Source organism: Marivita cryptomonadis, from assembly GCF_002115725.1.
Taxonomy (GTDB): Bacteria; Pseudomonadota; Alphaproteobacteria; order Rhodobacterales; family Rhodobacteraceae; genus Marivita; species Marivita cryptomonadis.
The window spans coordinates 16,935-29,381 of the sequence record NZ_JFKD01000013.1 but is presented as its reverse complement, the minus strand read 5'-3'; the positions used below and the strand labels follow the sequence as shown (position 1 = coordinate 29,381).

Here is a 12,447-nt window from a genome sequence, read left to right as displayed (position 1 = left end):
CGCAATGTCGCGTCCCTCCCGAGCGAAGGCCGCCATCCGAGCCAGCGCTCCTCGCAATTCTTGGGTGTTCATCTAGGCGCAGGATTGTTTCGTCAAGCGTTAAGGTTTTGAAATTTACTTACTCAGCGGTTTTTCCCAAGTTTTTAAGCCTTTGTTAATTAAATATTTTTCTGTATCCCAAGGTATACTGCGCATTTCGAGGGTCTGAGCCTCGCGACCCGAGCCCGGAACAGGCAGGCCGACACTGATCCACAGGCCGAATCGCGCAAAACAAAGCTCAAAATCTCAGGTCCGTATCAACGTCCATGCCCGCACATTGGGCAACTTGACGTGTACCACGAACCAAAAGCGCGACTTACGGACCCGCCCAAAGGCTCGCGCCATTCATCGAAATGTCCGATGTCCACGGCTCTTGCACCGTGTCGCACTTCTTGGACAGGCCCCCGGTCGGCGCGCGCCGACAGAAATGCCGTCGTGTCGTTGCAATCAACTGCGTCATCGAATTGGCGCGCCAAATCGACCACGCGCAATACGTCGACATGATGGACAAAACACTCTTTACCCCGATCGGGACAAGCTACCGTTTCTGCCCCTAGCACCACCACTCTGAAACGCACCCATCTTGCAACTGTAGGCGGTAAAAAACCTGCGCGGACAAACACGTTACGAAAGTTGATCACCCGTCGCATAGGCGCGGCGACACCACCGTGGTAAGCCGTGCCTGATCATCAAAGGACCACCCCCATGCACCAGCCGCCCCTGCCGCTCACTCAGGACCTCGTTCTCATCGGCGGCGGACACACCCATGCGCTGGTGCTGCGAAAATGGGCGATGAAACCGCTTCCCGGAGCGCGCCTCACGCTGATCAACCCGGGGCCGACCGCGCCCTATTCCGGTATGCTACCGGGCTTCGTTGCCGGACACTACACCCGCGATCAGCTTGACATCGACCTCGTCCGCCTTGCGCAGGCCGCGAATGCGCGGCTCATCCTTGGCTCGGTCACTGGCATCGACCCCGACAGCGGCACGATCCAGATCGACACGCACCCGCCCGTTGGATTCGACGTTGTAGCGGTCGATGTCGGCATTACCTCTGACATGCCCACCCTACCCGGTTTCACCGATCACGCCGTGCCCGCAAAACCACTTGGCCCGTTCGCCGCCAAATGGGACAGTTTCCGCAAAGGCACCGGCCCGGCCACAGTTGCAATCATCGGTGGCGGCGTGGCAGGTGCGGAACTGGCCATGGCAATGGCCCACGCTTTGAAACTGCGCAAACGCCCTGCCACGATCCACCTGATCGACAACGCAACCGCACTGTCGGCCTTGCCAGCAAAAAGCGCAACTCAACTGCGCGCAGCGATCAAAGCTCTCAACATCGTCCTGCACGAAAACGTCCAGATCACGCATCTTGGCAAACACACGATCTCCCTTGACGACGGAAGCAGCATCACCGCCCAGTTCATCACCGGTGCCGCAGGTGCACGCCCCTATCCGTGGATGGCCCAGACCGGCCTGACCACGCATGACGGCTTTCTAACGGTCAACGACCGCCTGCAAACCAGCGATCCGCGTATTTTTGCCGTGGGCGACTGTGCACACATGGCCCATGCCCCCCGGCCCAAGGCGGGCGTCTATGCCGTGCGGCAAGCCCCTGTTCTATTCCATAATCTCGCCTCCTCACTCTCAGGTGGTCCGCTCAAAACCTATGTGCCACAGAAAGATTACCTGAAGCTTATCTCGCTCGGGAAAAAGTCGGCACTTGGTGATCGCTTCGGCGTCACTTTCACCGGGCCCTGGGTCTGGGATTGGAAAGACCGCATCGACCGCAAATTCATGAACCAGTTCGACCAACTGCCCAAGATGCCCACACCTCCCTTGCCCTATCCTCGCGCCAAAGGCGTGCAGCAGGCTATGGGCCCCAAACCACTCTGTGGCGGCTGCGGTGCAAAACTGGGCCGTGATGCGCTGTCAAAATCCCTTGCCACGCTGAAACCGACACAGCGCGCCGACATCACGCCCCTGCCCGGCGACGATGCAGCGCTCCTGAATACGGGCGGTGCGCGGCAGGTCTTCACCACCGACCATCTGCGCAGCTTCTGGCCCGATCCCGCGGTCATGGCTCGTATCGCCGCCCATCACGCCTTGGGCGATATCTGGGCGATGGGTGCCAATCCACAGGCGGCAACCCTGTCTATCACCCTGCCGCGCCTGTCGGAAACGCTGGCTGAACGCACCCTGACCGAGGTTCTGACCTCGGCGCAAACCATCCTGCAGGACGCAGGCGCAGACATTGTCGGCGGTCACAGCACGTTTGGCGATGACCTCAGCATCGGCCTCGCTGTCACGGGCCTGCTCGACCGCGAAGCCATCACCTTGGGCGGCGCACAGGACGGGGCGGCCCTGATCCTGACCAAACCCATCGGCACCGGCGTAATCATGGCGGCGTTGATGTCGGGCAAGGCGCGCGGTGCCGACGTCGCGGGCGCGTTGGATGCCATGCAACAGGGCCAGAAAACCGCAGCCCAAATTCTGCGTGATGTGGCACAGGCGATGACCGATCTTACCGGGTTCGGGCTTGCCGGGCACACGCAGAACATCTGCATTGCTTCTGGCTTAGCCGCCACCCTGACACCAGACACGATCCCGCTTCTGTCCGGCGCGCTGGACCTCTCCGAACGGGGCGAACATTCTTCGCTTTATGCAAACAATCGCGCTGGATTTTCAAACATTCCCGACACCCGGCACACCCGCCTTCTGTTCGATCCGCAAACAGGCGGCGGACTGCTCGCCGCAGTCCCAGCGGATCAGGCAAAAACCTTGATCGAAAAACTTCACCAAAACGGACACCCCGACAGCGCCATCATTGGCCACTTGCACAAAGGCCCTACAGCTCAGGTCTCCATCGCCTGAAGCGCCGCAGCAATCTGTGCCGTCACTTGCTCCAGATGCGCGGGCGTCAGACCCTCTGCCGCAACCTGCGCGATCACGTTGGGGGCCATCGCCTTCATAGACTTGGCGTAGGCCAGATCATAATGGTCTTCCATAAGCGACCGCGTCAGCGCCCGCTTATCGCCCGCCACGCTCAACCCGACCCACCGCGCAACCAAAGCCTCGCCCCGATGCGCCTTGAGCGGCGCCAACTGTGCATGCAGGGTAGCCTTGTCCGACAGGATATCGTCATAGGCCCGCAACAAATACTCAGTCCGCGCCTCCAAGGGCGCAGTCACTTCGATCCAGGGCGCTACCTTCATAGCGTCCCATAAGGACGCCGGCAGAAGGATCTGCCCGATCTTGCTGCTCTCAGCCTCCACCAGCACGGGTCGCGCCGGATCAAGGCGGCATAATTCCCCTGCCAAGGCGCTCTCAAACGCCTTTTGTGAGGGCTGATCCCCCATCGTCCCCAAAAGCGACCCACGATGGTTCGCCAGCTGTTCAAGGTCGATCACCTGCACGCCTTGTGCCGCCAAAAGCGGCAAAAGCTCTGTCTTGGCCGTGCCCGTGTAGCCGCCCAACTGCACGAACCGATAAGGCAACGCCCGGTTATGCAGCATGTCCACAACCAACCGTCGATACGTCTTGTACCCGCCCTGAACCACATCAGACCGCCAGCCGATTTCCCGAAGCAGCCACGCAAACGACCCCGACCGTTGCCCGCCGCGCCAGCAATAGACAAGGGGTCGCCACGCTCCGTCATGGTGAAACAAAGACGTTTCGATATGGTTAGCGGCATTGCGAAACACCAAAGCCGCCCCGATCTTGCGCGCATCAAACGGGCTGACCTGCTTATAGATCGTGCCCACCCGCGCCCGTTCCTCGTTGTCGAGAACGGGCAGGTTGATGGCACCGGGCACATGATCCTCGGCAAATTCGGCAGGGCTGCGCACATCGATCACGGTATCGAAGCCGTGGTCGAGCAATTCAGTCAGGCTGGACGAGATCAGCGGCATGAACTCTAGCGCAACAGCCCGATCAACTCGTCCGACAACGCCACCAACGCCCGACCCTGCGCTTCGGTCACAGCGGCTGCCGAAATCTCGGCAATCGGCACCGAGATGGCAAAGCGTTCGACCCGTTCGCGCGGGCGACCGTCCACAGCGCTGACGGCGGCTTGCCCGGTGATCTCGAACACACCTGAAACGCTGGCCAGCATCTTGTCGATCCGCACATCCAATCGCGCTGATGGACCATCCAGCAACGGCCACGGCTCTGCCGAAACGGTCGCGGTGCTGCGATCATCCAGCAGTTGCGCCAGCGTTCCCGTGACTGCGCGTTCGGGGTCATCCGCCCAAACCGCATCACCCAAGGGCCGCAACGCGCCACCCTCTTCGCGCACAAGAATCTCCGCACCCGACGCGTGGCTGGGCAGCGACACGTCGCGCAATTCGACGCTGCGCACCGATACGCGCGTTTCCGCACCCGTCGGCGCAGGCGCGTCGATCAGATAGCGTGCGCTGTCCGCCGACCCGCAGGCCGCCAAGGGCAGCGCCATAACAACGGCCAAAGCGCGCATGTTCATATGGATCATCCTACTCGTCCTTCCTCAGCGCCCGAAGATCAGCGAATTGGGACTGCGCTCAATCGCGCGCGCCAGTTCCGAAATTGACTTCGCTGCATTCTGCACCTCGCGCAGCGCCGAAAGCGTCTGCGTATTGAAATCCGACCGCGCGCCGTAGGACGAAACCACCGCCTCGGTCTCGGCCACCAGCCGCTCCAGCCGCGCTGTCAACTGCGGCAGGTCTTCCACCGATTCCGCCACTGATCCGGCGGCATCCGACGCCGATTGCAGCGTCGCGTTCAGGTTTTCGACCACACCACCGTCACGCAGCTCCGCCAGCGCCAGCCGCATCTCGGTCAGCGCATCGTTGATCGTGCCGGGCAATTCCAGCGTGTCCTGCGACCCCACCAGCGCGTCCACCCGGTTAAGCGTGCTCGTCGCGCTGTCAACAAGCGCCTGCAATTCCAACTCTTTCGCCGTGGTCGCCACAGCCTCAAGTTCGGTCAGCAATTCGGGAATGTCGCTCTCGGTGATCTGCCGCAGGTTCGCCGTCAACGCAGGTGCATCCTGCGACGCCACGCTGATATCCGCCATCGCCCTGTCCAGATTGCGCATCGACGACCCAAGCGCCTGCACCGCGCCCTCGGCCTGCACATCCGCCACGATGGTCCGCACGTCTTCGATCGCCGCTGTCACCGCTGCAGGAATGCCTTGCACTGCCTCTTGCGCGATCAATGCGTCGACCCGGTTCAACGTCGCCGTGGCGCTGGCCACCAATTCGTCCAGCTTCAGCTCTTGTGCGGTCTGCGCAACGCCCTGCAACTCAGCCAGCACCGCCGGGATGTCTTCCTCGGTCAGCTTGGCAAGGTTCTCGGCCAAAGCCGGGGCTGATTGCGACGCCGTGTTGATCCCGACCATCGCATCATCAAGGTTGGCCAAGGCGCTGTTAAGCGACGCAACCGCGCCGCCTTCGCGTATCTCGGCCACCAGCGCCGTCAGGTCATTGACCGCCGCTTCGATCTGCGACGGGATCGCCTGAATCGCCTCGTTGCCAACCAAGGCACGGGTGTCATCCAGCAGCGCCACCGCAGATCCCGGCACACGTTGCAAATCCTCATTGCGCGCCAATTGCTCGAACGCCTCCATCAGACTGATCGCCTGCTGCATCACTTCTTCAATCGGCAGCGCATTGATCCGCTCCAGCACTCCCTCTGCGGTGGCTGTGAAATCCGAAAGGTTTGATTCGACACTGGGCAAACGCGGCGCTTCGCCGTCGATCTCGCGCAATCGCGCAGTTGGAGCGCTGTCCAGCACCACCAACTCAACCCGCAGATCGCTGCTCAAAAGGCTTTCTGTCGCCAACCGCGCGCGCATGCCCGTATCCACAGCAAAGCGGAAGAAATCGATGGTTTCCGGGCCAGCCGCCTCGGGCGGAAGCCCCATGCGCTGCGGATCGATCGCCACATCGACGATCAGCGACAGCTCAGGCCCAAACGCGCCCTCAAGCACCTGAGACCGCAACCCTGTCACAACCCCAACATCAAGGCCCTGATAGGTCACATCGTCCCCCGCCTCGAGCCCGTTGACCGACTCGTCGAACAGAATGGAAAACGCCACGCCCCGTGCAGGCCCCCGCACCAGCCGATTGCGCCGCGCTTCGTCCTCGTCTTCATAAAGCGTAAAAACATAGCCCGGCGTCAGAGGTTCGCCGTCATCATAGAGGTTGTCGAAAACCACCCCACCGGTGACCAGCGACGCAAGGCTGTCAAAATCCACTGAAAATCCCGACGCCCCAAACGAAAGCTCGAACCCCGATGTGTCCCAGAACCGCGTCGCTTGGCTCAGCCGTTGGTCATGTGGAGCGTCGATAAACGCGTCCACGAGAACGGTCCGGCCATCAGCCGAAAGGCGCGGTGTTTCCAACCGCCCCACTTCAACTCCGCGGAACAGCACCGGCGAGCCGTAAGAGATCGTTGTTCCGTCATCCGTGGCCAACGTGATCCGCCGCCCCGGCCGCCCCGGCTGGTTCAACGGAGGCGTGTCGGCACCCTCGAACTGCTGCGTCACGGCGCCCGGTGCATTGTCCCACGCGCCCTCGATATAGACCCCAGACAGCACCGTCGACAGGCCGCTGATCCCGCGTGCCGACACTTCGGGGCGCACCACCCAGAACACCGCCTCATCATCGATGAACGGTGCAACATCGTTGTCCACCCGCACGTCGACAAGAACGCGGCCCAGATCGTCTGTAAACCGAACATCCTCCGCCGTGCCCACCACCACATCGCGATAGCGCAGCGTTGTTTCGCCGGCGACGACGCCTGATGCATTGCCGAACGAAATCTCGATCAGCGTGCCACGGTCCGAGAAATTCTGCCAAGCAATCCCAAGCGACACCGCGAGCGCGAGGATCGGCACGAGCCAGACAAACGACAGGTTTCTCAGGATCGACTTGCGCGGTTGGGAAACATTCATGTCTGCGGGGGTTGGATCGCTCAAACCTTCTGTCCTTCAGGTGCGTCCCAGATCAGTCTGGGATCGAAGCTATTGGCCGAAACCATGGTGAATGCAACCGAAAGCGCGAAACTAACTGCAGCGATCCCGGGGTGGATCGACGCCACAAAATTCAGCTGCACCAGCGCTGAAAGGATGGCCACGACGAACACGTCGATCATCGACCAGCGGCCGATGAATTCGACCACCTCATACAGATGGAAATGGCTCGACGTGCCCGGTTTTCCACGTTGAACCCGCCAAGCAAGATACGCAATCGCGATGAATTTGCTGACCGGGATGATGACAGAGGCAAAAAAGACGATAAAGGCAATGCCGTAGGATCCATGCTCCATCAATTCGAACACACCACCGACGATGGTGCTTTCGGACGTCTTGCCGAATGTGGTGGTGCGCAGCATCGGATACACATTGGCCGGGATGTAGACGACCATCCCCGCAAACAGCCAAGCCCAAACCCGTTGCAGGCTTGCCGCATCGCGGCTGACAAGCCGTGACCCGCAAACCGTGCAGGCCTTCGTATTCAACGGGTAAACATGGCCGCATTCCGCACAGCCCACCAACCCGGCACCACGCGCCGTCAGGACGGGCTGCGTGCGTTCAGCGTTTGCCATACTGTTACCCGACACATGAAATTGTCTTTAAGAACCGTGATGATCACCAGCCCCACGAATGCCCAGAACGCCGGGCCAAGCGTCACCTGCGCCAACCCCGCAACCTTGACCAGCGCAACCGCCACGCCAATGATGAACACCTCCGCCATCGCCCAAGGGCGGATATGTTCCGCAAGTTTGAACACGGATCGCGCGTGTTGTGCGGGTGCCCATCCCAACGCCATCGGTGCAAACACGTAAATCAACGCCAGAAATCGTGTGATGGGTAACACGACAATCAAAGCTGCCACAGCAAAGGAAAGCGGCAACATCAACCCGTCCGAGAACGCAAGAACGGCATCAAAAACGGAACTTTTGCGCCCCAGCCCCTGAACACTAAGCTCAAGAAACGGAAAAAACACTGCAGCGACCATCAGGATAAGCGCCGTCATGGACAACATGACGATCCGCGTCATCGCTCCTTCGCGCGGGGCCATCAAGACCGTCCCGCACCGCACACACCGCGCTTGCTCACCCATTTCAACCTGCGGCACGCGATGCAACGCGTCGCATTTCGGGCAGGCGATCATGTCTGAGAGCGAGTCGGTCATACCGGTGTGATACGCCATCCATCAGGTAGGTTACAGGAGGTTACACGACGAACGCTCTGCTTGTCCTTTGGTTCCCAAGCCTTGATCAAGGTTTGAGCACAGCAATCATGAAACACCGCGTGCGTTGCTCACCAATTTCGACATCGCCCCCAAGCCAGACAGAAACTCTCTACTGATCTGCGCTCGGCTCCAAAATACACGGCAGCGCCAAAAAATTTTGTTGAAAGATGGTAATTCAAACGACCCAAACCGTGTCTGAAAAAATGATCCATCGCCACAATCCCCTTTCGCGTCACCGGTAAATTTCGATGTCGCGAAATTGGAGGAAAGACGTTAAAAAACGCTTGCCACCACAGATACACAAAACAGAATCAAACCATTTTTTCGATCTATTTTAACGAACAACGTCGCGCTTGCTCCCTTGACCGTCCAGCGTACGGTTCGCACCAGTCTCCTGTACGGTTCAGCGCTGCGCCGTTTTCCAGTTCGGGTGAATCCACGGCTCACGATTGTCCGATGGCAAGGGCGATTTCCCCAAAATGTGATCCGACGCCTTTTCTCCCATAAGGATTGACGGCGCATTGAGGTTACCATTGGTGATGCGTGGAAAGATCGAACTATCCGCAACCCTCAGATTTTCCACACCAATTACGCGTGTCTCATGATCGACAACCGCCATCGGATCAGTACGTGACCCCATCTTGCATGTACCACACGGATGATAAGCACTTTCCGCATGCTCCCGGATGAAATCATCAATACTTTCATCACTTTGCGCGGCATCTCCGGGCTGGATTTCATGCTTGAAATAGGGCTTGAACGCATCCTGTCCGAAAATATCCCGTACCAGCCGGATTCCTTGTCGGAAATCCTCCCAATCTTCCTTATGACTCATATAGTTAAAGAAAATTCGGGGATCATCTTTGGGGTTGCCTGACCGCAAGGTGACCTCTCCCCGTGAAGGCGATCGCATCGGCCCGATATGGGCCTGAAATCCGTGCCCCTCGGCAGCCGCTTGCCCGTCATACCGCACTGCGATCGGCAGGAAATGGATTTGCAGATCAGGATAATCAACACCTGGCTTAGAGCGAATAAATCCAGCACTTTCAAACTGGTTAGACGCTCCCGGCCCGGTTTTCGTAAGCATCCAGCGCGCGCCTACATAGGCTTTGCCCAAGAGGTTCCAGTACTTGAAAAGGCTCACTGGCTGACTTGACGCCGCTTGTACATAGACCTCCAGATGGTCCTGCAAGTTCTGCCCCACACCCGGCCGATCCGCGATCGCTTCGATCCCGTTTTCACTAAGGTGCTTGGCCGGACCGATCCCCGAAAGCATAAGCAATTTCGGTGAGTTAATGGCTGAAGCTGCAAGGATCACCTCAACATCGGCGCGGACCACTTTGATCTGCCCACCTTGTTCGATCTCAACGCCTACAGCACGTCCGTCCTCGATCACAACCTTACGCGCGAAGCCTCTGACAATACTGCAATTCTCACGCTTCAACGCAGGTCGCAAATAGGCCTTGGCCGCAGACCAGCGTGCGCCTTGCCAAACCGTCATATCAAACGGACCAACGCCTTCCTGGCGGTGCCCGTTGTAATCGCCGGTCACCTCGTACCCGGCTTGCGCTCCGGCTTCGACAAAGGCACGGGTCAAAGGATTGTCGCGCGCGCCACGGGTCACATGCAGCGGACCATCTGTTCCGCGCCAGTCAGGATCCCCCCCATGACCGCCTGAATGCCAGTTCTCAAGCCTCTGGAAATACGGCAGAACATCCGCATATCCCCAACCTGTTGCGCCCTGATCGCGCCAATGGTCGTAGTCACGCGCATGGCCGCGCACATAGATCATGCCGTTGATTGACGACGATCCACCAATCACCTTGCCCCTTGGACAGACAAGCCGCCGCCCACCCAAATGTGGTTCGGGTTCGGTCTGAAATCCCCAATCATAGCGTTTCATGTTCATCGGAAAGCTCAGCGCGCCAGGCATCTGAATGAACGGCCCGGCATCCGACCCACCATGTTCGATAACGATCACCGATCGACCGGCTTCGGACAAACGGTAGGCCATCGCGCAGCCCGCAGAGCCTGCGCCGACTATGACGTAATCAGCATTCATATCAGTGCCTTAGAAAGGAGCCTCAACGTCGCCCATGCGGACGTAGACGGATTTTAGTTCGCTGTAATGATTGATCGCAGCCTTTGAGTTCTCGCGTCCGACACCCGACATCTTGGTGCCACCAAAAGGTGCTTCAACAGGCGCGTCGTTGTACGAGTTGATGAAACAAGACCCTGCTTCGAGCGCGGCAATGACGCGATGCGCGCGCGACAGGTCACGGGTGAATACACCCGCCGAGAGGCCGAATTCCGTGGCATTGGCGCGGGTTATCGCTTCATCTTCGGTCGTGAAATCAAGCACCGCCATAACCGGGCCGAAAATTTCTTCGCGAGCGATGGTCATGTCATCGGTAACATCCGCAAAAACAGTGGGTTGGAGGTAAAACCCATCTCGCTCAAGGCGTTTGCCACCGGTTACCCGACGCGCCCCTTCATTTTCGCCTTTTTCGATATAATCCAGGACGATTTTCATCTGCTTTTCGGAAACCATCGGACCGAAATTGGTCGCTTCGTCCATCGGGTCACCGATCACGGCAGTGGAAAGACGTTCAGAAAGCCGTTTCAGAAACGCTTCTTTAATCCCTTTCTGCACAAATACCCGTGTCCCGTTCGAACACACCTGACCAGAAGAATAGAAATTGCCAAGGATCGCACCGCCCACCGCGTTTTCCAGGTCCGCATCGTCAAAGATCAACAAAGGAGATTTTCCACCAAGCTCCATGGTCACGTGCTTCATTTGCGCGGCAGCGGCGGAGTAAACTTTTTTACCAGTTGGTACAGACCCCGTCAGCGACACCTTTGCCACACGAGGGTCAGTGACCAAGGATGCGCCAACTTCGCCAAACCCTTGGATCACGTTGTAAATCCCTGCAGGCAACCCCGCCTCATGCAGAATTTCCGCCACCTTCAAGGCGCAAAGCGGCGTCATCTCGGACGGTTTGAACACCATTGCATTGCCGCAGGCCAGCGCGGGTGCACCTTTCCAGCACGCGATCTGGGTCGGGTAGTTCCAAGCGCCGATGCCAACGCACACGCCCAGCGGCTCGCGGCGGGTATAGACCCAGTCTTCGCCAAGCTGGATATGTTCACCAGTCAGGCTACCGGCCAGACCGCCGAAATACTCCAATGCATCAGCACCACTGGTGGCATCGACAGCGATGGTTTCCTGATAGGGTTTGCCGGTGTCAAAGGTCTCGAGCACGGACAGGTCATGGTTGCGCTCGCGCATCATGTCGGCGGCCCGGCGCAGGATGCGGCCCCGTTCGGTCCCAGTCATTGCGCCCCACGCCTTTTGCGCGCGATGCGCAGCGGCCAGCGCCTGATCGACAATAGCCGGAGTCGCCGCATAAACGGTGGCGATCTGTTTGCCCGTCGCCGGATAGATCACGGGAATCGGTGTGCCGCTGGTGTCTTCGACATAGGCACCGTCAATGAAATGGCTGGCTTTGGGCTGTGTGTCGTAGCTCATTCAAGGGGCTCCCTGTCCGCTTGGGTGATTTCATGTGAAAGCGCAGTCAGCACCTGTCGCGTCGCCTCGTCGCCTGAAGGCACCTCTTTGCTGAGCGCCTCGCGCAGATAAAGACCGTCGATCAGCCCCGCGATGCGTAAGGCGACTTCAGCAGAGCGCACGCCGACAAGTGGCCTGAGATTGAAGACAAGGTTCGAATGCAATCGGCGCTGGTACACCGCCAGCAAGCGGCGCGCCTGATCGTCGGATTGGGCCAGAACGTAGAAATTCAACCACGCAGCAACAACTTCGCGTCGAAAGTTCGAATGGGTAAAGCCCGCGCGGATGATCGCCTCGACGCGCGCCTTTGGTCCGTGGGCCATCGCGAGGGCACCGCGCACCTCGGCGCCATACAGGCTGAGGGTGTGGCGCATAGCGGCCAGAAATATCTGATCCTTGCCACCGAAATAGTGATGCGCGAGTGCCGAAGACATGCCCGCGCGCCGCGCAATCTGGGCCACAGTCACGTCCAGAGACCCCGCTTGCCCGATCTCGGCAATCGTTGCTTTTACCAACGCCTCGCGGCGTATAGGCTCCATCCCGAGCTTCGGCACGTTCGACTCCGAAAAATTAAGTGTTTGACGTGCGGGACCGTATGGCGTT

The 12,447-nt window shown here is 59.2% G+C and carries 10 protein-coding genes; 2 read left to right on the top strand and 8 right to left on the bottom strand.

From position 1 onward, the window contains the following. Window positions 1-392 precede the first annotated feature (392 nt). Both MCRY_RS23620 and selD read left to right on the top strand, forming a co-directional pair. Window positions 393-596: a short-chain fatty acyl-CoA regulator family protein gene (locus tag MCRY_RS23620; RefSeq protein WP_085631192.1), complete on the top strand. Its 204-nt coding sequence runs from the start codon at window positions 393-395 to the stop codon at window positions 594-596. A gap of 148 nt (window positions 597-744) precedes the next feature. Further along, on the top strand, window positions 745-2,913 hold the full coding sequence (gene selD / locus MCRY_RS14655) for a selenide, water dikinase SelD (protein ID WP_085631190.1): 2,169 nt from the start codon (window positions 745-747) through the stop codon (window positions 2,911-2,913). Here selD and mnmH read toward each other — a convergent pair. The 8 genes from mnmH to betI form a co-directional block, all read right to left on the bottom strand. Further along, on the bottom strand, window positions 2,895-3,950 hold the full coding sequence (gene mnmH, locus MCRY_RS14650; RefSeq protein ID WP_085631188.1) for a tRNA 2-selenouridine(34) synthase MnmH: 1,056 nt from the start codon (window positions 3,948-3,950) through the stop codon (window positions 2,895-2,897). The genes selD and mnmH overlap by 19 nt on opposite strands. Window positions 3,951-3,955: 5 nt before the next feature. Next, window positions 3,956-4,528, bottom strand: a complete 573-nt coding sequence (locus MCRY_RS14645) for a PqiC family protein (protein ID WP_085631186.1) — start codon at window positions 4,526-4,528, stop codon at window positions 3,956-3,958. 15 nt (window positions 4,529-4,543) lie between these two features. Continuing rightward, window positions 4,544-6,997 carry an MlaD family protein gene (locus MCRY_RS14640; RefSeq protein WP_138488079.1) on the bottom strand — a complete coding sequence of 818 codons (2,454 nt, stop codon included), beginning with the start codon at window positions 6,995-6,997 and terminating at the stop codon, window positions 4,544-4,546. Further along, the gene (locus MCRY_RS14635) at window positions 6,994-7,626 is read right to left on the bottom strand and encodes a paraquat-inducible protein A (RefSeq protein WP_085631182.1); all 633 of its coding nucleotides are present in this window, start codon (window positions 7,624-7,626) and stop codon (window positions 6,994-6,996) included. The genes MCRY_RS14640 and MCRY_RS14635 overlap by 4 nt, the downstream gene beginning before the upstream one ends. Then, window positions 7,593-8,216 carry a paraquat-inducible protein A gene (locus MCRY_RS14630; protein ID WP_238939461.1) on the bottom strand — a complete coding sequence of 208 codons (624 nt, stop codon included), beginning with the start codon at window positions 8,214-8,216 and terminating at the stop codon, window positions 7,593-7,595. Before MCRY_RS14630 ends, MCRY_RS14635 begins: the two co-directional genes overlap by 34 nt. A 463-nt stretch (window positions 8,217-8,679) precedes the next feature. Next, window positions 8,680-10,338: a choline dehydrogenase gene (gene betA / locus MCRY_RS14625; protein ID WP_085631177.1), complete on the bottom strand. Its 1,659-nt coding sequence runs from the start codon at window positions 10,336-10,338 to the stop codon at window positions 8,680-8,682. A 9-nt stretch (window positions 10,339-10,347) separates the two neighbouring features. Continuing rightward, the gene (gene betB, locus MCRY_RS14620) at window positions 10,348-11,805 is read right to left on the bottom strand and encodes a betaine-aldehyde dehydrogenase (protein ID WP_085631175.1); all 1,458 of its coding nucleotides are present in this window, start codon (window positions 11,803-11,805) and stop codon (window positions 10,348-10,350) included. Next, window positions 11,802-12,383, bottom strand: coding sequence for a choline-binding transcriptional repressor BetI (gene betI, locus MCRY_RS14615; protein WP_085631173.1), 582 nt, complete (start codon window positions 12,381-12,383; stop codon window positions 11,802-11,804). Before betI ends, betB begins: the two co-directional genes overlap by 4 nt. Between the last annotated feature and the right edge of the window lie 64 nt (window positions 12,384-12,447).

Bases quoted from the DNA above. Each gene is read 5' to 3' on its own strand.
- betB (WP_085631175.1), bottom strand. From the start codon at position 11,805: ATGAGCTACGACACACAGCCCAAAGCCAGCCATTTCATTGACGGTGCC.
- betA (WP_085631177.1), bottom strand. From the start codon at position 10,338: ATGAATGCTGATTACGTCATAGTCGGCGCAGGCTCTGCGGGCTGCGCG.
- MCRY_RS14630 (WP_238939461.1), bottom strand. From the start codon at position 8,216: ATGACCGACTCGCTCTCAGACATGATCGCCTGCCCGAAATGCGACGCG.
- MCRY_RS14645 (WP_085631186.1), bottom strand. From the start codon at position 4,528: ATGATCCATATGAACATGCGCGCTTTGGCCGTTGTTATGGCGCTGCCC.
- mnmH (WP_085631188.1), bottom strand. From the start codon at position 3,950: ATGCCGCTGATCTCGTCCAGCCTGACTGAATTGCTCGACCACGGCTTC.
- selD (WP_085631190.1), top strand. From the start codon at position 745: ATGCACCAGCCGCCCCTGCCGCTCACTCAGGACCTCGTTCTCATCGGC.
- betI (WP_085631173.1), bottom strand. From the start codon at position 12,383: ATGGAGCCTATACGCCGCGAGGCGTTGGTAAAAGCAACGATTGCCGAG.
- MCRY_RS14635 (WP_085631182.1), bottom strand. From the start codon at position 7,626: ATGGCAAACGCTGAACGCACGCAGCCCGTCCTGACGGCGCGTGGTGCC.
- MCRY_RS23620 (WP_085631192.1), top strand. From the start codon at position 393: ATGTCCGATGTCCACGGCTCTTGCACCGTGTCGCACTTCTTGGACAGG.